The sequence below is a fragment of the Leclercia tamurae genome (genome assembly GCF_025566055.1).
Classification (GTDB): Bacteria; Pseudomonadota; Gammaproteobacteria; order Enterobacterales; family Enterobacteriaceae; genus Enterobacter; species Enterobacter tamurae.
This window is the reverse complement of record NZ_JAMHKS010000064.1, coordinates 103,872-122,212: the sequence shown is the minus strand read 5'-3', so window position 1 is coordinate 122,212 and position 18,341 is coordinate 103,872. Positions and strand designations below refer to the sequence as shown.

At 57.1% G+C, this 18,341-nt stretch carries 17 protein-coding genes and 1 pseudogene; 3 read left to right on the top strand and 15 right to left on the bottom strand.

Annotated elements, in window-relative coordinates; translation table 11 throughout:
* Positions 1 to 228 precede the first annotated feature (228 nt).
* Both M8318_RS04085 and M8318_RS04080 read right to left on the bottom strand, forming a co-directional pair.
* Positions 229 to 429 (bottom strand): hypothetical protein, encoded by a 201-nt coding sequence (locus M8318_RS04085; RefSeq protein ID WP_262661048.1) that lies wholly within the window; start codon positions 427 to 429, stop codon positions 229 to 231.
* A 72-nt stretch (positions 430 to 501) separates the two neighbouring features.
* Complete coding sequence (locus M8318_RS04080; protein ID WP_262661047.1) at positions 502 to 948, bottom strand: hypothetical protein; 447 nt, start codon at positions 946 to 948, stop codon at positions 502 to 504.
* Between the two features lie 534 nt (positions 949 to 1,482).
* Between M8318_RS04080 and M8318_RS04075 the strand changes: the two genes are divergently transcribed.
* Positions 1,483 to 3,273, top strand: coding sequence for an AAA family ATPase (locus M8318_RS04075; protein WP_262661046.1), 1,791 nt, complete (start codon positions 1,483 to 1,485; stop codon positions 3,271 to 3,273).
* A 234-nt stretch (positions 3,274 to 3,507) separates the two neighbouring features.
* Here the strand turns inward: M8318_RS04075 and M8318_RS04070 are convergent, their stop codons facing one another.
* Genes M8318_RS04070 through M8318_RS04060 form a run of 3 tightly spaced genes read right to left on the bottom strand, consistent with a single transcriptional unit; the run spans position 3,508 to position 7,164 of the window.
* A complete protein-coding gene (locus M8318_RS04070) occupies positions 3,508 to 4,770 on the bottom strand; it encodes a glycerate kinase type-2 family protein (protein WP_262661045.1) in 1,263 nt (420 codons plus the stop codon).
* Between the two features lie 3 nt (positions 4,771 to 4,773).
* On the bottom strand, positions 4,774 to 5,841 hold the full coding sequence (locus tag M8318_RS04065) for a tartrate dehydrogenase (RefSeq protein WP_262661044.1): 1,068 nt from the start codon (positions 5,839 to 5,841) through the stop codon (positions 4,774 to 4,776).
* Between the two features lie 15 nt (positions 5,842 to 5,856).
* Entirely contained in the window at positions 5,857 to 7,164 is a 1,308-nt protein-coding gene (locus M8318_RS04060; RefSeq protein ID WP_262661043.1) for an MFS transporter, read from the bottom strand.
* 129 nt (positions 7,165 to 7,293) lie between these two features.
* On the opposite strand from M8318_RS04060, the gene M8318_RS04055 reads away from it, so the two are divergent.
* Positions 7,294 to 8,190 (top strand): LysR family transcriptional regulator, encoded by an 897-nt coding sequence (locus tag M8318_RS04055; RefSeq protein WP_262661042.1) that lies wholly within the window; start codon positions 7,294 to 7,296, stop codon positions 8,188 to 8,190.
* A gap of 47 nt (positions 8,191 to 8,237) precedes the next feature.
* Here M8318_RS04055 and M8318_RS04050 read toward each other — a convergent pair whose 3' ends face one another.
* Positions 8,238 to 8,819: a TetR/AcrR family transcriptional regulator gene (locus tag M8318_RS04050; RefSeq protein WP_262661041.1), complete on the bottom strand. Its 582-nt coding sequence runs from the start codon at positions 8,817 to 8,819 to the stop codon at positions 8,238 to 8,240.
* A 92-nt stretch (positions 8,820 to 8,911) separates the two neighbouring features.
* Between M8318_RS04050 and M8318_RS04045 the strand changes: the two genes are divergently transcribed.
* The gene (locus tag M8318_RS04045) at positions 8,912 to 9,805 is read left to right on the top strand and encodes an ABC transporter six-transmembrane domain-containing protein (RefSeq protein WP_262661040.1); all 894 of its coding nucleotides are present in this window, start codon (positions 8,912 to 8,914) and stop codon (positions 9,803 to 9,805) included.
* Positions 9,806 to 9,849: 44 nt separating this feature from the next.
* Here the strand turns inward: M8318_RS04045 and pptA are convergent, their stop codons facing one another.
* From pptA to M8318_RS04000, 9 genes and pseudogenes are all read right to left on the bottom strand, one after another.
* A complete protein-coding gene (gene pptA, locus M8318_RS04040) occupies positions 9,850 to 10,080 on the bottom strand; it encodes a tautomerase PptA (RefSeq protein ID WP_262661039.1) in 231 nt (76 codons plus the stop codon).
* Positions 10,081 to 10,112: 32 nt separating this feature from the next.
* Positions 10,113 to 10,733 carry a glutathione S-transferase family protein gene (locus tag M8318_RS04035; RefSeq protein ID WP_262661038.1) on the bottom strand — a complete coding sequence of 207 codons (621 nt, stop codon included), beginning with the start codon at positions 10,731 to 10,733 and terminating at the stop codon, positions 10,113 to 10,115.
* Positions 10,734 to 10,772: 39 nt separating this feature from the next.
* The gene (locus tag M8318_RS04030; protein ID WP_262661037.1) at positions 10,773 to 11,660 is read right to left on the bottom strand and encodes a transporter substrate-binding domain-containing protein; all 888 of its coding nucleotides are present in this window, start codon (positions 11,658 to 11,660) and stop codon (positions 10,773 to 10,775) included.
* Between the two features lie 9 nt (positions 11,661 to 11,669).
* Positions 11,670 to 12,443 (bottom strand): amino acid ABC transporter ATP-binding protein, encoded by a 774-nt coding sequence (locus tag M8318_RS04025; RefSeq protein ID WP_262661036.1) that lies wholly within the window; start codon positions 12,441 to 12,443, stop codon positions 11,670 to 11,672.
* A complete protein-coding gene (locus tag M8318_RS04020; RefSeq protein ID WP_262661035.1) occupies positions 12,427 to 13,350 on the bottom strand; it encodes an amino acid ABC transporter permease in 924 nt (307 codons plus the stop codon). The genes M8318_RS04025 and M8318_RS04020 overlap by 17 nt, the downstream gene beginning before the upstream one ends.
* Before the next feature lie 9 nt (positions 13,351 to 13,359).
* A complete protein-coding gene (locus tag M8318_RS04015) occupies positions 13,360 to 13,869 on the bottom strand; it encodes a GNAT family N-acetyltransferase (RefSeq protein ID WP_262661034.1) in 510 nt (169 codons plus the stop codon).
* A 9-nt stretch (positions 13,870 to 13,878) separates the two neighbouring features.
* Positions 13,879 to 16,139 (bottom strand): annotated as a pseudogene (locus M8318_RS04010) (NtaA/DmoA family FMN-dependent monooxygenase).
* A gap of 15 nt (positions 16,140 to 16,154) precedes the next feature.
* Positions 16,155 to 17,276, bottom strand: a complete 1,122-nt coding sequence (locus M8318_RS04005; protein WP_262661033.1) for an amidohydrolase — start codon at positions 17,274 to 17,276, stop codon at positions 16,155 to 16,157.
* Positions 17,273 to 18,268, bottom strand: a complete 996-nt coding sequence (locus M8318_RS04000) for an LLM class flavin-dependent oxidoreductase (protein ID WP_262661032.1) — start codon at positions 18,266 to 18,268, stop codon at positions 17,273 to 17,275. The genes M8318_RS04005 and M8318_RS04000 overlap by 4 nt, the downstream gene beginning before the upstream one ends.
* Positions 18,269 to 18,341 lie beyond the last annotated feature (73 nt).

Sequence of the window (18,341 nt, the reverse complement as noted above, 5' to 3'; positions counted from 1 at the left end):
GTGGCATCCATACCGGCCTTTCCGGCAAGATAGTGACGTACGGCCGCAAGTTTTACAGCAGAAGAATGTTTCATAAACTGCACCCTCAGATGTCAGATCGTGTCCAACATTTTGGGTGCAGTTCACTACGCCTTACCCGGCCTACGGGACTACGTGATCGGTGTTGTAGGCCGGGCAAAGCGAAGCTGCCGCCCGGCATCCGCGGCAGGACTTAATCCATATGGCCAATTATTTAACCGGGAGCCCCTTAAGTAAGGCCTCCGCTGTAAAGACATTGCCGTCTGCCTTGTCTTTATCTGATAGCGACAGCAATTTCAGTAATGCAGTGGCGTCTTCGATGGAACGCTCTTGCATGGCCTGATCATGCTCACTCCTTAGCCTGCCAGTAACAGCGGTTACATCTTCTTTTTCTACCTGAATTGATTTCATTTACCTTTTTCCTCCCTGAAGAATGGCCTCATCCTGCAAACTCAGCAAAATGAGGCAACTAAGATTACAGCATTAAAGGAGCATGTCGCCCTGCTCTGTCCGCAGCCAACGAGGGGCTTTCAGCCGGTCGCTAAAATAACTCACCAGTTCAAACAGCAGATCTTCAATCACACGCTGCTGCTCGCTTGTCAGCATGCCACTCATTGTTAGCTGAGTGAGTTCCTGGCAGTACCGGCACAGAGTATCGGTTTCTGGCTCGAACACCGGGAGATGGGTGGGCAACGTATCAATGGTCAACATATCCACCATTTCCGGCGGAACAGGATCGTTAAGCGTCGGCATAAGTAGCGAAAGACTGGTGGAAAGCCGCCCGCACAGGGCCAGTTTATCCCGGGTATCGTCGGCTTCTACCATCGCTTCAACGTAGCGTTCGCAGTTATCTGCAAGCTCGATGAAATCGGTGAGATGGTTGAAAGGTCGGGTAATTAATGTGTGAATCGAGGTTAGGATCGTAGCCATATTGGCAGCCTCACTAAGTGATTAATTAATATCACCACAGGAGAGGCTAATCTCGCTGGTGGTGAACTGAACGGAGTTAGCCTTACCGGCCTTAGTGACACCGGCGCGCTTTGCAGCGCCCCCGTCCAGCCCACCATTGAGGTGTAGCAGGTCGCACGGCGCAAATGAAGCTTTGCGCCGTCACTAAGGTTTCAGGAGGCTAATCCCGACGCCTGATTTTGCAGGCGCGACAAGAAGATACTGCGATACAGACGAGGCGGCAAGAGGCATTCCCGGAAGCAGCCTCGCAATTATGTGAAAAATACTGGATGGTAAGTCCGTTTTAACCAGCCTACAGGCCCGTGCAGCCTTTGGCGGGACAAATTGGAGCTGCTGCTTGGTGCTTTACGCGCCGCATATAGCTAATAATCCTATATTCATAAGATCTTCGCGCTATTCCAAATCAAGGCTTTTGATTATCATATTGTAATTCCGATAAGCGATTTCATCTTAAGCATTATTTTAAATCTAAGTTAATAAGACTAAAGACCACATATGAATATAAATGATTTCTTTGGCTTCGGATTCGCTGGATACAGAAGCATAAATGAAGATTTAGTAAAAATCGCCCCACTTAAAAAAATTAACTTTATTATTGGTCAAAATAACGCAGGAAAATATAATATTGTAAATTTTTTACATAAACATTATTCTCTTTTCCTTCGGCAGACAAACGTTGGCAAACATCGTGCATCGAGTCTTCAAGAAAAACCAACGTATACTACCCTCGACAAAGCGATTGGATCTTTAAATGATAAAATCCGCATTGTCTTTCCTCTCTCTTTAGATAACCTTGAACAATTCAAGAACAAATTAGCCCCGATTAACCCCAATGCTGCACCATATGATTCTGTCGAGAAACAAAGATTGCAAATTACGGGACATCTTTCTAAATTATTTCATGAATTCAAAGGGGATAATGATATTTATTGGTTTGAATTTGAAGCTAACAATCCTCTTAATGAATTCAGACTTAAATACGATCGCGAAAAAATGATGAGTCTGTTGAGCCACTCTGAATGGGGCTGGTTATGGCAAAAACTGACACGCCAAAGCTCAGGAAATCTAGAACAGCATTGGTTTCCTGAAGTAATAAACCATATAAGTTACAAACCAGAAAATGCACCAAACATTGAGGTGATTCCGGCTATCAGAATGGTCGGTGAGACGGGAAGTGTGGGTGACGATTTCAGTGGGGTCGGCATAATCGATCGTTTAGCTCGGCTTGAAAACCCTGCATTAACCGAGAGAAATAATTTAGTAAAATTTAATAAAATAAATGAATTCCTGCAAAATGTCCTTGATAACAACACAGCAAAAATCACCATCCCTTATCAACGAGATACAATCCTCGTTGAAATAGATAATCGAATTCTTCCATTAGCTTCTCTAGGGACTGGAATACATGAATTCATTATCCTTGCATCAGCGTCGACCATTCTTGAGAACACAATTGTTTGCATCGAGGAACCAGAACTTCACCTACACCCGCTTCTGCAAAAAAAACTTGTCAAATACTTAGCTGATAACACAAGCAACAAATATTTATTTACTACTCATTCAGCACATCTACTGGACGCCGTTGAAGCAGAAATATTCCATGTTACGCAAATCAACGGTTTTACTAAGATTGAGGCGGTTGATAACAATCACTCACGCTCAGGTATTTGCCGGGATCTAGGATATAAAGCTTCCGATATCTTGCAGGCAAATTGTGTAATTTGGGTTGAAGGGCCTTCTGATAGGATATATCTTAATTATTGGCTTTCAGCGTTAAACACTAATTTTATTGAAGGCATCCATTATTCCATAATGTTTTATGGTGGTAGATTATTTAGTCATTTAACTGCTTTAGATAGCGACGAAGAGCAAGTTCATGATTTCATTTCGGTTAGAAAGCTAAACCGAAATTCTGTAATCATGTTTGACAGTGATGCTTCAAGCCCAAAAAAACCATTAACGGAGACCAAGAATCGACTCAAAAGTGAATTTGATAGCGGCCCAGGTTTTGCTTGGGTCACCAAGGGAAGACAAGTTGAAAATTATCTTTCAGCAGAACAGATAAGAGAATGCATTAAAGAAATCCACCCCTCGGCAATTCTTGCTCCTGAAGTAGGCATTTATACTAACTTGCTTAACTACAGTACCAAAAAGAAAGAAAGCGTTACTGCGAATAAAGTTGCGGTGGCCAGGAAATATGTTGAAAGTTATAAAGCTGATTTATCAATCTTGGATTTAAAGCTAATGATGGAAAAACTCAAAACATTCATTGAAACATGTAACTAAAGGCCAGGATAATGATATGTTAGCCATGATTAAAGTTTAGGAAACAAACTTGAATGGCGAACTTTATAGGCACGACAAGAAGATGCTGCGCTATAAACAAGGCAGCAATAGCCATTCCCAGAAGCGGCCTCGCAAATCATTGAAAAAACGCCGAGTGGCGCTACCGCTTACCCGGCCTACGGGATCGGTGTTGTAGGCCGGGCAAAGCGCAGCTGCCGCCCGGCAAAACCCGCATCAGGTAATCACTATCACCCGAATATCATTCACGTTGGTTAACGTCGGGCCGGTCACCACCAGATCGCCCGCTTCGGCAAAGTAGCTGTAGCTGTCATGCCCGCGCAGCATCGCCCTCGCATCCAGCGAAGTACGACCCAGCGTATCCGGGGTGACAATCGCTCCCGCCGCATCCTCGGTGCCGTCAATCCCGTCGCTATCCCCGGCGATGGCGTAAATCCCCTCCTCGCCCTTCAGCGCGCAGGCCAGCGCCAGCAAGAACTCGGTGTTGCGCCCGCCGCGTCCGGCACCTGCGCTCCCAATCGTGACCGTGGTTTCTCCCCCGCTGAGCAGCACCGCCGGGCCTTTGACCGGCAGGCCGTGCTGCTTCACCGATTTGGCGATCCCGGCCATCATAATTCCTAGCTGGGCGCTTTCTCCTTCCAGGGCATCCCCCAGAATCATCGGGGTGTAGCCCATCCGCTGCGCTACGGCTGCAGCTGCGGCCAGCGCGCCGGAGGGGGTGGCGATCAGACGGATATCGTCCTCTATCTCCTTAGCAGTCACCGGCGCGCGCGGGGTGCGCAGAACCCGCATCACCGGCTCCGGCAGATCCAGACCATAGCGGGCGATAATCTCCAGCGCCTCTTCCGCCGTGGAGCTGTCCGCCACCGTCGGGCCGGAGGCGATGCTCTGGGGATCGTCGCCGGGTACATCGCTGATAATCAGGGTGATCACCCGGGCGGGCCTGGCCGCCAGCGCCAGCCGTCCGCCTTTGATATCTGACAGCTGCTTGCGGACGGTATTCATCTCCTGGATGGTCGCCCCGCTGTTCAACAGCGCTTTGTTCACCGCCTGCTTATCGGCCAGGGTGATCCCCTTGCGCGGCAGAGCCAGCAGCGATGAGCCCCCGCCGGAGATCAGCGCGATGACGCAGTCGTCGGGGGTAAGATTTTTTACCTGCTCCATCATCAGCATCGAGGCCACTTCGCTCATCGCATCCGAGACCGGGTGCGCCGCCTCGACGATGCGGATTTTTTGCGTCGGTGCCGCATGACCGTAGCGCGTCACCACCACGCCCTGCAGATCGACATCCGGCCAGGCCGCCTCCAGCGCGGCAGCCATGGCGGCGCTGGCTTTCCCGGCCCCGACCACTATGCAGCGTCCGCGCGGTTTCTCCGGCAGGGCTTTAATCAGCGCTTCATGAGGATCGGCACTCTTCACCGCCGCCATGAAGATCTCAGTAAGCGCCCCTCGCAGGGCGCTGTCGTCGTGTTGTGCCATAGGTCAGCCTTCTGCGATGGCGCGGATCACCGCCTGGGTGACCTCGCGGGTGTTGGCCGTGCCACCCACGTCCGGGGTCATAATGCCCTCGGCACAGACTCTTTCCACGGCAGTCATCAGGCGGATTGCCGCTTCGCCTTCACCCAGATGCTCCAGCATCTGCGCCGCGGTCCAGAAACTGGCGACCGGGTTGGCGATGCCTTTGCCGGTGATATCAAAGGCCGAGCCGTGGATAGGTTCGAACATCGACGGGAAACGACGCTCGGGATCAATATTGGCGGTCGGGGCTACTCCCAGACTGCCCGCCAGCGCCCCGGCCAGGTCGGAGAGGATATCGGCGTGCAGGTTGGTCGCCACAATGGTGTCCAGCGACTCCGGGTGCAGGGTCATGCGCACGGTCATGGCATCCACCAGCATTTTGTCCCAGGTGACGTCCGGGAACTCGCGGGCGACTTCGGCGGCGATCTCGTCCCACATCACCATCCCGTGACGCTGGGCGTTGGATTTAGTCACCACGGTTAACAGCTTGCGCGGACGGGTCTGCGCCAGACGGAAGGCGTAGCGCATGATGCGCGTCACCCCGGTGCGAGTGAAAATCGCCACCTCGGTGCCTACCTCTTCCGGCAGACCGCGGTGCGCGCGACCGCCGTGACCGGAATATTCCCCTTCGGAGTTCTCACGCACAATCACCCAGTCGAGCGTACCCGGCACCGCCTTGCGCAGCGGGGACTGAATGCCCGGCAGGATTTTGGTCGGACGCACGTTGGCATACTGATCGAAGCCCTGACAGATCGGCAGGCGTAGCCCCCAGAGGGTGATGTGGTCCGGCACGTCCGGGGCTCCCACCGCGCCAAAATAGATGGCGTCGAAGGCTTTCAGCTGCTCCAGCCCGTCTTCCGGCATCATCACCCCGTGGGTTTTGTAGTAGTCCGAACCCCACTCGAAGGTGTGCACCGAGAAACGCATATCGCCCTGACGCTGGGCCAGCGCGTGTAACACTTCCACACCCGCGGTGATCACTTCCGGGCCGATACCGTCTGCGGGGATAGCTGCAATGGCGTAATCTTTCATCTGTTATTCCTTAAATTAATGTTTTGACTGAATTAATGTGTCGTTGGCCTGCGCCTTGCGGCTGGACGCCGACAACCACAGCACCACGAGTGAAGAGAGGATCAGCAGCCCGGCGACAAACCACAGCCCCCATGTGTAACTCCCGGTCTGTTGCTTAATCAGGCCAATCATGAACGGACCGACAAAGCCGCCCAGATTGCCGAGTGAGTTGATGGTGGCGATACCCGCCGCGGCCGCCGACCCGGACAGGAACAGGGTTGGCATGCTCCACAGCGGTGGTTTAGAGGCGCTGATGCCGCAGTTAACGATGGTCAGCGCGAGGATCACCCCGACGATGCTCGCCGTACTGCCTGCCATAAACAGCCCCGCCGCCGCGACGATACAGGCGGCAATCACGTGCCACGAACGTTCGCCGGTTTTGTCCGAATGCCGCGCCCAGAGCACCATCGCCACCACCGCCATCACCGCCGGGATCGCATTCAGCAGGCCGACGGTCATCGAGGAGACACCGAGGGTTTTGATGATCTGCGGCGACCAGATGCCCAGGGTATAGAGCCCGGCAGAGGTGCCGAAGTAGACCAGCGACAGGGCCAGAACGCGTTTATCCAGCAGCCCTTTCCAGACGCTGTGCTGCGCCGTGGCTTGTTTAGCAGCCTGTTCACGTTGCAGGGTGGAAATCAGCCAACTGCGCTCCTCTTCGCTGAGCCATTTTGCCTTTTCCGGGCGGTCGGTGAGCCAGAACAGCACCACCACACCGAGGATCACCGCCGGCACCGCTTCGAGGACAAACATCCACTGCCAGCCGGCAAAGCCCATCAGGCCGTGCATCTCCAGCAGCGCGGCGGAGATCGGCGAGCCAAGCGCGGTAGAGATTGGCGCTGCAGCCATAAAGATTGCCGTTACCTGGGCGCGCTTTTGCGCCGGGAACCAGTAGCTTAAGTAGAGGATGATCCCCGGGAAGAAGCCCGCTTCCGCCACGCCGAGCAAAAAACGCAGGGTGTAGAAGCTGGTGGTGCCCTGGACAAAGGCCATCCCGCCGGAGACCAGACCCCAGGTGATCATCACCCGGGCAATCCAGATGCGGGCCCCGACCTTGTGCAGGATCAGGTTGGACGGGACTTCAAACAGGAAGTAGCCGAGGAAGAAGATCCCGGCACCAAAGCCGAAGACCGCCGGGGAGAAGCCGAGTTCAGCATTCATAGTCAGCGCCGCAAAGCCGATGTTGACGCGGTCGAGGAAGGCGATGAAGTACAACAGCATGATGAAGGGTACGATGCGCAAGGTGATCTTGCGCATTACCCGTTGTTCGATTGTGCAGGTCATGTGAGGTGTTCCTCATAATTATTTTGTAGGGTACGCAGCCGGGCTGCCTTGATGAGTATGCTGATATTTCTTGCATGATCATGCGCATCGGTTTATACAAAAAAATGCAATAATCGCGAGCGAGCCAAAATGGAACTACAACACCTGCGCTGTTTCCTGGCGGTAGCCGAAACCCTGCATTTCGGTCAGGCGGCCCAAAAACTGGATATGCTGCCCTCCGCCCTGGGAAGGAATATTCGTCTTTTAGAAGAGACACTTGGCACCCGGCTGTTCACCCGCTCGACCCGCCGGGTGGCGCTCACCGAGAACGGGGTATTGCTGCGGGAAGAGGCCCGCAAACTGCTCGCCCATGCCGACGCGATTATGTTGCAATTTCGTCAAAATCCGCGCCGTTCGCAGCCGCTGTTGCGCGTCGGCACCATCGACAGCGCGGCCATCGGATTGCTGCCGGGATTGCTGCAATTGTTCCGCCAGCACTACCCGACGGTGGAGATCCAGCTCTTCGAAGATAAGACTGTCCATCTGCTGCCGAAACTGAAAAGCGGCAGGCTGGATCTGGTGTTTATTCGCCCTCCCGCGCAGCTCGACGCTCAGTTTGGCCGGGCATTTCTCTGCAATGAGCCGGGGATTCTGGCTCTGCCTGCCAGCCACCCGTTTGCCGATCGGGAGAGCGTTGATATTGTTGACCTGGAAGGAATGCCGATGATCCTGCCGGAGCGGCGTTCCCGCCCGCATAGCCATGATTTGACCATGAACCTGTTTCATACCGCCGGAATTGAGGTGACAGTGTCACAGATGGCAGACGAGAAGCAGACCATTATCAACCTGGTGGCGGCGGGAATTGGGCTGGCGATTGTCCCGGCCTGGAGCAGCCGCTATCTGATGCCGGGGGTGAAATTTGTGAGGCTGAACGGTGCAGATCGGATGGGCATGCCGCTGGAGGCGGTGTGGATGGCCGGGGCGCAGGATGAGATTCGGGATAATATGCTGGCGATGCTGGAGGAGCATCCGGAGCTGTATGTGTGAATCGCCGGGTGGCGGCTGCGCCTTACCCGGCCTACGAGAGCACGGACCTACGCCTTATAAATAAACCGTTGGATAAAATCGGCGATATCGGCCTGGACCATGGCGCGCTTTTCCGCTGAAGGCCGCACGCCCAGAAACTCATCGTAACCGTTCAACAGTGAAATCAGCTGTCGCGTGGTGCGGCTGACGTCACACTCGCGGAAGCATCCATTCACCACGCCTTCCTCAATAATATCGCGGACCAGTTCGTTCCATGCTTGTGTGATGGATTCCACAAACTCAGCATAAACGTCATTATGCAGCGCTAATTGCCACGTTGCGCCATAGAGCTGCCAGGCGGCATCCGGCTCAAAGGGTAAAAAATCGACGACCAGGCGCTCCATTTTTTGCGTGGAGGGTAAAGCCGCCACCTCAAGGGTAAATGTCTCCAGTTCGTCGCGCATAAAACGATCCAGCGCCGCAATACACAGGGCCTGCCAGTTGCTGAAGTAATGGTAAATATGGCTGCGTGAGATCCCTAACGACTCGGTCAACTCACGCGTGGTGACGTTAGCGATCCCCTTCTCCAGAAATAATGCGATCGCCCCGTCCAGAATCCTGGCTTTTACCGCTTCTTTTGCTTCTTTCATCTACACGCCCACGTTGACTTTGAGCAAGTGCTCAAATAGACTCGCCCTACAAATTTGAGCAACCGCTCAAATTTATCTTAACAGAAAATTGTATGCTTACCTTAAAAAATGCGGCTCCTGCCGTAGTCTCAAATAGCGCGCTCAAAACGCTCAAACTGCTTGGCCAACGCCATAGCCGAAAACTCATTCTGACCTTCTTACTGGTGGCGGCTGAAAACATCACCCTGCTGCTCTACCCTCTGCTGGCGGGGTTTGCGATCAATGCCATCATCTCCGGCCAGGCGTTACATGCCGTGCTGTATGCGGTAATGGTGTTTGTGATGTGGGCGATCGGCGCGGCAAGACGCAGTATCGACACCCGCACCTTTGCGCGCATCTATGCCGAACTGGCGGTTCCGGTCATCCTTGCGCAACGTGAAGAGCAGCACAGCGCGTCGACGATTGCTGCCCGCGTGGCGCTGTCGCGTGAATTTGTCGATTTCTTCGAAAAACATCTGCCGGTGCTGGTGACCTCTGTCGCGTCCATCATTGGCGCCGCGGTGATGTTGCTCCTGCTGCAGTTCTGGACCGGTGTCGCCTGTCTGCTTATCCTGGTCTTCTTTGCCCTGTTTTTACCGGGATTCACCCGCAGGAACGAAGCGTTATTCCTGCGACTGAACGATCGGCTGGAAAAAGAGGTGGCGTTTGTGAACAGCGCCTCCAGGATATCGCTCTCCAGGCACTACGATGTGCTGGCGCGACTCAGAGTTAAACTGTCGGATCGGGAAGCTTTTGGCTATTTAGCCATCGGCACGGTGACCGCGATCTTATTCGCCAGCACCATCCTGACCATGTCGTTCAAAGGCGGACTTGATGCCGGGCATATCTATTCGGTCATGACCTACATGTGGATGTTTGCAATGAGTCTGGATGACGGGCCGCAATTACTGGAAAAATATTCTCAGCTGAAAGATATTGGCAAGCGGGTGAATACCAGCACGGTTTAATCATAATTTCTCCCCTCATCGTTGCGATGAGGGGAGAACTAAAATTACATCGAATAACCCGGCTTCTTAATCAGTTCATCCATCTTCGGGCCAATTTCCGTGTCCCAGACCTGCGCTTTCCAGTCCTCCTGTTGCACCTGTTGCAGCGCAACGGACACGGAACTGTCTTTGCTGTTGAAGTGACGAATAATCACCTCGGCGATATCCGCCGCCAGGGCGTTTTTTTGCTCGTCGTTCAGATCGCGGGGAAAACATTTAATATCAACGTGTGGCATGGGCAGGGCTCCTTTTGAGTAATGGTTCCAGACTAGCAGAGTATGTCGTTGTCTTTTAGCACCTTGTGCAGTTTCGGGAGCTTGCCCACGCTATCGGCAATGGCGCTGATTTTCGGCGTGTTTGCGGCAAACCAGTCCGGTCGAGGTCCCCAGATGCGCATCACGCACAGATAGCAGTCGATAAGAGTGATCTGCTCGCCAAAGGCGTACGGCGTGGCTTTAAGGTGATTATCCAGCCACAGGTAGAGCGATTTACGGTACTCGCGGCAGTTGTGTTGCAGTTGCTCCGGGGCATCCGGTGCCCAGCGTTCCGGATAGTCGGCATAGGTGAAGGTGGGATAAACGTTAGCCACCAGCCAGATCAGCAGACGCTGAAACTGCTGACGCTCGCTACTCCCGACAGGTGGGGCCAGATCGGGACGGCGATCGAGGATCATCAGCGCAATCGCCGCCGTTTCCGTCATGATTTCGCCATTTTCCAGCTCGAGGGTCGGGACCTGACACAGCGGGTTGAGTTTTTCCAGCAGCTCACGTGTTTCGCCAGGCTTATCGAACCCGTCGACGTTGATGAACTGGTACGGAATGTCGGCCAGGGTCAGCATCACTTCACTGATGGCTGAGCCCCAGCCGGGAACGCCATAAACTTTGATCATCGGCTATACCTCGGTCAAAGCCTTAAGTGTAGAGCAGCCTCAGTAGGTTATCCCGGGCGGGTTGACCTCCGACTGCGCCACCGCTTCGCCCTGCTCGCCCCAGCGGGCCAGCACCTTCTGGTAGTCACCCCGCTGGATGGCCCCGTCGAGCGCGGCCTGCAGGGCATACACCAGCTCGTTGCCCTTTTTGGTGGTGGTGGCCACGTAAGCCTTCTTCGGCCCTAAGCCCACCACCCGCGTTTTGCCGGTCAGGGCCTCTTTATAGGCGGAAACCGACTGCGGGCCAAAGAACACGTCCGCCCTACCGGACTGGATATAGAGATTGCCCGAGGCGTCGTCGGTGAGGTAGACCGGCAGCGCAGGCTCGCGTCCGGCGGTTTTGTTCTCCTCGTTCCAGCCCAGCAGAATGCGCTCCTGGTTAGTGCCGGAGCCGACAATGACCTTTTTACCGGACAGATCCGCGGCGCTGTTGATCGACTGCACCTCGCTGGTGGATTTCACCGAAAAGGCCAGGTTATCGACGCGATAGGTGGCGAAATCAAACTTCTGTTTGCGCTGCTCGGTCACCGCAATGTTGACCAGCGCCACGTCGTAGCGCCCGGAGCTGATGCCCAGCGGCCAGTCCTCCCACGCCGTCGGCACCAGCTTGAGTTTTAACCCGAGGCTGCCCGCCAGCAGCCGGGCGATATCCGGATCGCTGCCGATACGGGTGCGGTTATCGCTGGCCAGCAGCGCCAGCGGCGGCGAGTTAAGGGCCGAAATGGCGACGGTCAACGTGCCCGATTCGACAAATTTGTAGTTCGCGGGGATCTTCGCCACCGCCTGCGGATCTACCGTCACCGGCAGCGGCTGCTCGTTAGCCTTTAGATCAATCGCGGCATGGCTGGTGGATGCCACCACCAACAATGCCAGTAATCCCTTTTTCATCTTCTCTCCTTACAGTACTTTCGACAGGAACTGCCGCGTTCGGGCGTGGGATGGACGGTTCAGCACCTCGTCGCTGCTCCCTTGTTCGACGATTTTGCCATCAACCATAAACACCACCTGATCCGCCACTTCCCGGGCAAAGCCAATCTCATGGGTCACCACCACCAGGGTAGTGCCGGAGCGGGCCAGTTTTTTGATCACGTCCAGCACCTCGCCCACCAGCTCGGGATCCAGCGCCGAGGTGGGTTCATCAAACAGCATCACCCGGGGGCGCAGGGCCAGAGCGCGGGCGATGGCGATGCGCTGCTGCTGCCCGCCGGACAGATGCCGGGACCAGGCGTCTGCTTTATCGCGCAGACCCACCACGTCGAGCAGATCATACGCCCGCTCAACCGCGGCTTTACGGCTCAGTTGCTTGTGGGCAATCGGCGCTTCGATCAGGTTTTCCAGCACCGTCAGGTGTGGGAACAGGTTGAAGTTCTGGAACACATACCCGACGTTAACCCGCTGTTTGAGGATCGCCTTCTCCTTAAGCTCGTACAGGGTGTTGCCCTCCCGGCGATAGCCGATGTAATCCCCGTCAATCTGGATAAAGCCTTCGTCAACGCGCTCGAGGTGGTTAATGGTGCGCAGCAGCGTCGATTTACCCGAGCCGGACGGGCCGAGGATCACCGTCACCGAGCCCGGGGGGATCTCCAGCGAGACGTTATCCAGCGCCTTGTGGCGACCAAAGAACTTGCTCACGCCGGTAATGGAAATATGTCCTTCAGGAGAGGCTTGCATGGACAGGCTCCTGTGTCGTTTGGGTGGTCACGGAACGGGTGCGGGTAGCGCGTGTAGAGTTCACCGCCGAGCGGCGCTCGCTGCGGGCCAGAGCACGTTCCACCAGATGCTGGATCGCGGAGAGCACGGTGGTGATCACCAGATACCAGACGGCACCGACCATCAGGAGCGGGATCACCTCCTGGGTGCGGTTGTAGATCATCTGGATGGTGTAGAACAGCTCCGGCATCGCGAGGACGTAAACCATCGCCGTGCCCTTGGCGAGGCTGATGATTTCGTTGAACCCGGCCGGCAGAATGGTGCGCAGCGCCTGCGGCAGGATGATGCGCAGGGTACGGCGCGAGGCCGGTAAACCCAGCGCGGCAGCGGCTTCATACTGACCGTGGTCCACCCCGAGGAAACCGCCGCGAATAATCTCCGCAGTGTAGGCGCTCTGCACCAGCGTCAGCCCGACCACCGCGGTGGAGAACTGCCCCAGCACGTTGATGGTCTCAAAGCTGCCCCAGGTGATGCCGGTGAACGGCACGCCAAGGGAGAGCGTGTCGTAGAGATAGGAGAAGTTGTAGAGGATGATCAGGACCACGATCAGTGGCAGGGAGCGGAACAGCCAGATATAACCCCAGGCGAGGCTGCTCAGCAGCCACGAGGACGACAGTCGCGCCAGGGCTAACAGGCCGCCGATCACCACGCTGAGCGCGGTGCCGATCAGGGTCAGGAGCAACGTCTGCCCCACCCCTTCAAGGATCACCGGGTCGAAGAACCAGCGCGCGAACACGCTCCACTCCCAGCGTGGATTAAAGGCCACCGACTGCACGACAACCGCCAGCACAAACAGCGCCACAATCGCCCCCACCGTGCGCAGCGGGTAGCGCGCCGGGACCACTTTTATGGTTTCAACGTTGTTCATGGTCGTTCCTCATGCCGATTTACTGAACGCTTCGCGTACCAGCGTTTTGGTGAAGCGCAGTCGCCCGTCAAACGGCGGCTGGCTGTACTCTTCCGGGTCGCGGTCGAGGTCGAACTGCGCCGCGTAGCCCTGGCTCAGGTAGAGCCGCACCGCTTCCGGCTGACGGAAACCGGTGGTGAGGTAGATCTGGCTGTAACCGGCCAGCACCGCCCGGTGCTCCAGCTCCTGCACCACCCGGGCGGCAAGCCCCTGCTGACGCAGGGATTTGTCGGTCCAGATCCGTTTGATCTCAGCGGTTTGATCATCGAAGGGTTTGTACGCCCCGGTGGCGATGATTTTCCCGTCGCGCTCCAGCACAATAAACAGCCCCTGCGGCGCCAGATACCACTCGGTCAGCTCGATCTCGGCATCTTTGGAAAAATAGTCGCCGTAGCGCGCCGCGTACTCGCCGAACAGCCCCTCGATGATGGCCTGAAGATCGGCGTCCTCCGGCGAAACGTCACGAAAAAGGTCGCTCATAGGTTCTCCTTAGTCGCCAAGTCCGGCCGGATTAACTTCGGAACTTGGGATGCGCTCCACGCCTTCACCCCAGCGGTTCAGCACCTTGTCGTAGTCGCCATTCTTGATCGCCCCATTGAGGGCGGTCTGCACCGGTTCCGCCAGGCCGCTGCCTTTCTTCAGGGTCACGGCGATGTGCGCCGCTTTCGGCCAGCCACCGTCAACGCTGCCCACCAGTTTGGTTTTGCCGGTGAGGGCCGCTTTCCAGGCACCAATCACGTTCGGGCCGAAGTAGGCGTCCGCGCGACCGGACTGCAGCGCCAGCGTCTGGGCAGCATCATCCTTGGTGTAGATTGGCGTGAATGGCTTCAGCCCCTTCTTCTGGTTTTCTGCATCCCACGCCAGCAGGATCGCCTCCTGGTTGGTGCCGGAGCCGACAATAATCCGCAGACCGGCGATATCTTCCGCCTTCTCAAGTTTCTTAATCGGGCTGGTGGATTTTACGTAGAAGCCCAGCGAATCCTTACGGTAGGTGGCGAAATCGAACTTCTGTTTGCGCTCTTTGGTGACGGTGATGTTGCTGATCGCCGCGTCGTATTTCCCGGAGGTCACACCCAGCGGCCAGTCTTCCCAGGAGGTGGGCACCACGTTCAGCTCCAGCCCGAGGCTGTCGGCCACCAGACGGGCAATATCGGCCTCGCTGCCGATAAGGGTTTTGTTGTCATCGGCAAACACCGTCAGCGGCGGCTGGCTCTGCGCAGAAATCGCTACGGTGAATTTCCCCGGCACCACCGGCTTAAAGCTCGCGGGAAGCTGGGCGATGGCCTGCGGGTTTTTCGCGGTATTGATCGGCGTTTTGTTGGCTTCGAGGCTGACTCCGGTGCCGTTAATGTTGACGTTCTCTGCCCAGACGGCAGGGGTAAAGGCCAGCGCGAGCGCCAGAATAAGCGATGATTTTTGCATGGCAGGTTCTCTTATTGTTGTGTGAACTGATTTGCTGGTTGGTCTAAGCCCAGGCTCTCACGCAGGGTGGTGCCGGGGTAGTCGGTGCGGAACAGGCCGCGGGCCTGCAACAGCGGTACCACCTGATCCACAAAGCGCGGGAAGGTATCCGGCGTGCCGCCCTGGATGATAAAACCGTCCGCGGCATAGCCTTCAAACCACTGCTGCAAGCCGTCGGCCACCTGTTCCGGGGTACCGGAAAAACGCGGGCGCGGCGAGGCAGCTTCCAGCGCGACCTGGCGCAGGGTTAAGTTGCGTTCCCGAGCGTTACGCTTGATCTCATCGGTGGTGCTGCGGAAGCTGTTCTTCCCCAGATCGCCAATGTCCGGGAAGGCTTCATCCAGCGGATACTGGCTGAAATCGTGGTGCTCAAAATAGCGACCGAGATAGTTCAGGGCATCGTTGATGGAGACCAGCGCGGCAGTGGTCTGGTACTGCTGCTCCACGTCGTCAGCGTCTTTCCCGACGATCACGCTCACGCCCTGGAAGATGTGGAGCTCGTCGGCGCTGCGGCCATGCTGTTTCAGCTGGCTTTTCACGTCATGCCAGAAGGCCTGGGCTTCCTCGTAGGTTTCATGGTGGGTAAAGATGGCGTCGGCGTGTTTCGCCGCCAGCTTTTTGCCGTCGTCCGAGGCCCCGGCCTGGAAGACGATTGGCCTGCCCTGCGGCGTGCGGCCAATGTTCAACGGCCCGGCCACCTTGAAGAAATCCCCGTGGTGATCGAGGGTGTGCAGCTTTTGCGGATCGAAGAACTGCCCGGTCTCTTTGTTACGCACAAAGGCGTCGCCCTCCCAGGAGTCCCACAGCCCTTTCACCACGTCGAGATACTCATCGGCGATGCGGTAACGCAGGGCGTGCTCCGGGTGCTTGTCGCGGGAGAAGTTCTTCGCTGACCCTTCCAGCGGCGAGGTGACCACGTTCCAGCCCGCCCGGCCGTTGCTCAGGTGATCGAGGCTGGCGAACTGGCGCGCTACGGTGAACGGCTCGCTGTAGGAGGTGGACAACGTCCCCACCAGCCCCAACCGTGATGTGACGGTCGCCAGCGCCGACAGCACGGTCAGGGGCTCAAAGCGGTTGAGAAAATGCGGAATCGACTTCTCGTTGATGTACAGACCATCGGCGACAAAGATAAAGTCGAGCTTGCCCGCTTCGGCCTTCAGGGCTGTCTCTTTGACGAAGTTAAAATTGATGCTGGCATCGGCCGGGGCTGCCGGATGACGCCAGGCGGACATATTTCCCGAGGCGCCGTGTAGAATCGTGCCCAGGCGCAGCTGTCGTGGTGCGGACATATTCCCTCCTTACCCTTAAAGTTGATTCAATGCTTTTTCCGCAAGTCGGGCGAAGTAGCGCGCGGCGGGTTCGATTAAGGCTTCGTCCGGGTTAAAGGCCGGATGATGTAAGCCATACTGGCTGGCGCTGCCGATGCTGACGAAAGCCCCCGGGATCTGCTGCAGGTAGACGGCGAAATCCTCCCCGCCCATATGCAGTTCTGCATGCCGGGTTTCATAGCCGCTTTCGCTAGCCACCGAGGTGGCAAACTCGGCCCAGTTGGCGTCGTTAACCAGCGCGGTAGGCCCGGCATACCAGGTGATGTCGATCTGCGCGTTAAAGGCGGCGGCAAAGCCAGCGGCGATTTCGGCCACCCGGGCCTTCACGTTCTGCTGCACTTCGGTGCGATGGGTTCTGAGGGTGCCTTCCAGCTCAACGCTCTCCGGCAGCACGTTCCAGGTGTTGCCCCCGGTAATGCGGGTCACGCTCAGCACCACCGAATCGAGCGTATTCACGTTGCGGCTGGCGACGCTTTGCAGGGCGGTGACCAGCTGGCTGGCGAGCAGGATGGCGTCATTGCCTTCATGCGGCCGGGCGGCGTGCGCGCCTTTGCCGGTGATGCGGAACACGAAGCGGTCGACGTTGGCGTAGAACGGTCCGCCGCGAGTGGCGAAACTGCCCACCGGCAGACCGGGTTCGTTATGCATACCGAAGATGGCGCTGACGTCGCGCAGGGCCCCGGCGCGCACCAGGCTTTTGGCACCGCCAAAGTTCTCCTCCGCGGGCTGGAACAGGATCCGCACCCGGCCGTTCAGCGAGGCTTCCCGTTCTTTCAGCTTCAGGGCCGCGCCGAGGATCACGCTGGTGTGGATGTCGTGGCCGCAGGCGTGCATCACGCCGGGGCGCTGAGAGGTAAAGGCTACGCCGCTGCGCTCCTCAATCGGCAGGGCGTCAATATCAGCGCGCAGGGCGATCTGTTTTTCACCCTTCCCCACCTCGGCGACCACGCCGGTTTCCAGGTCGTAAGGCAGAACCTTAATACCGGCGTCGCCTAACCACTGACGCAGTCGGGCGGTAGTCTGGACTTCTTCACCGGAGAGTTCCGGGTTCTGGTGCAGCTCGCGACGCCAGGCGATCAGCTGTTGTTCGAGGCTCATACTGCCACCTCCCGCGGCTCGCGGGCCTGGGCCAACAGGCGCAGGGACTGCACCCGGATTGCGCCCTCAGAGATCGGGGTATCAATGATAAATTCATCAATGCCCCACTGCTGATGCAGCGCCTCCAGCTGTTCGAGTACCGACTGCGCGGTGCCTGCCAGCAGCGACTGGGCGCGACGGGCGATACGCAGCGGCTCGCTGCCCGCCTGACGGGCAAAAGCGTAAGCCTGCTCTTCGCTGGCGACGGTGACCCGCTGGCCGTTGACCAATTCAACGCCCCATACTTCTACTGCGCTTGCCAACGATTCGGCCTGCGCCTGGGTTGGGGCCACGATGGCCTGTACCGCGACAATCACCTCCCGGGCGCTATGGGCGCGCCAGGTGCCGATCACCTCACGCAGCAGATCCGGGTCGCCGTTCAGGTGGGCGGCAAAAACAAAGTCCCAGTCGAGGCTGGCGGCAAGGCGCGCGCTCTCCGCGCTGGCACCCAGCAGGAAGCCAGCCGCCGCCACCTGAGGTAACGGGGTGGCACGAACCGCCTCCTCCTGTGATGTTGGGTTGATCCAGCCATTCAGCTGCGCCAGCTGGTCGGCGAAGTCGCCCTTCTCCTGCTGGCTGAGGCCGAGCTGTAATGCCCGGGTCGAGAGCGGCAGGCCGCCCGGCGCTTTGCCGACGCCCAAATCCACCCGTCCGGGGGCGATGGCCGCCAGCAGGTTGAAGTTTTCCGCCACTTTGTACGGGCTGTAGTGTTGCAGCATCACCCCGCCGGAGCCGACGCGAATGCGTTTGGTCTGCCCGAGGATCCAGGCGATCAGCAGCTCGGGTGACGGGCTCGCCAGCTGTGGGGTGTTGTGGTGTTCGGCAATCCAGAAGCGGTGATAACCCAGGGTTTCGGCCTGCTGCGCCAGGCTCAGCGTGCGCGCCAGCGCATCGGCGGCCGTTTCGTTTTCTGCGACAGGACTTTTATCCAGAATGCTGATTCGCCAGGACATGTTGCAATCTCGTTTGACTAAACATGTCGCCATTATTAAGGGGCGATTTCACCGCTGAGAAACAATTAATTTA

Bases quoted from the DNA above. Each gene is read 5' to 3' on its own strand.
- M8318_RS04085 (WP_262661048.1), bottom strand. From the start codon at position 429: ATGAAATCAATTCAGGTAGAAAAAGAAGATGTAACCGCTGTTACTGGC.
- M8318_RS04080 (WP_262661047.1), bottom strand. From the start codon at position 948: ATGGCTACGATCCTAACCTCGATTCACACATTAATTACCCGACCTTTC.
- M8318_RS04075 (WP_262661046.1), top strand. From the start codon at position 1,483: ATGAATATAAATGATTTCTTTGGCTTCGGATTCGCTGGATACAGAAGC.
- M8318_RS04070 (WP_262661045.1), bottom strand. From the start codon at position 4,770: ATGGCACAACACGACGACAGCGCCCTGCGAGGGGCGCTTACTGAGATC.
- M8318_RS04065 (WP_262661044.1), bottom strand. From the start codon at position 5,841: ATGAAAGATTACGCCATTGCAGCTATCCCCGCAGACGGTATCGGCCCG.
- M8318_RS04060 (WP_262661043.1), bottom strand. From the start codon at position 7,164: ATGACCTGCACAATCGAACAACGGGTAATGCGCAAGATCACCTTGCGC.
- M8318_RS04055 (WP_262661042.1), top strand. From the start codon at position 7,294: ATGGAACTACAACACCTGCGCTGTTTCCTGGCGGTAGCCGAAACCCTG.
- M8318_RS04050 (WP_262661041.1), bottom strand. From the start codon at position 8,819: ATGAAAGAAGCAAAAGAAGCGGTAAAAGCCAGGATTCTGGACGGGGCG.
- M8318_RS04045 (WP_262661040.1), top strand. From the start codon at position 8,912: ATGCTTACCTTAAAAAATGCGGCTCCTGCCGTAGTCTCAAATAGCGCG.
- pptA (WP_262661039.1), bottom strand. From the start codon at position 10,080: ATGCCACACGTTGATATTAAATGTTTTCCCCGCGATCTGAACGACGAG.
- M8318_RS04035 (WP_262661038.1), bottom strand. From the start codon at position 10,733: ATGATCAAAGTTTATGGCGTTCCCGGCTGGGGCTCAGCCATCAGTGAA.
- M8318_RS04030 (WP_262661037.1), bottom strand. From the start codon at position 11,660: ATGAAAAAGGGATTACTGGCATTGTTGGTGGTGGCATCCACCAGCCAT.
- M8318_RS04025 (WP_262661036.1), bottom strand. From the start codon at position 12,443: ATGCAAGCCTCTCCTGAAGGACATATTTCCATTACCGGCGTGAGCAAG.
- M8318_RS04020 (WP_262661035.1), bottom strand. From the start codon at position 13,350: ATGAACAACGTTGAAACCATAAAAGTGGTCCCGGCGCGCTACCCGCTG.
- M8318_RS04015 (WP_262661034.1), bottom strand. From the start codon at position 13,869: ATGAGCGACCTTTTTCGTGACGTTTCGCCGGAGGACGCCGATCTTCAG.
- M8318_RS04005 (WP_262661033.1), bottom strand. From the start codon at position 17,276: ATGAGCCTCGAACAACAGCTGATCGCCTGGCGTCGCGAGCTGCACCAG.
- M8318_RS04000 (WP_262661032.1), bottom strand. From the start codon at position 18,268: ATGTCCTGGCGAATCAGCATTCTGGATAAAAGTCCTGTCGCAGAAAAC.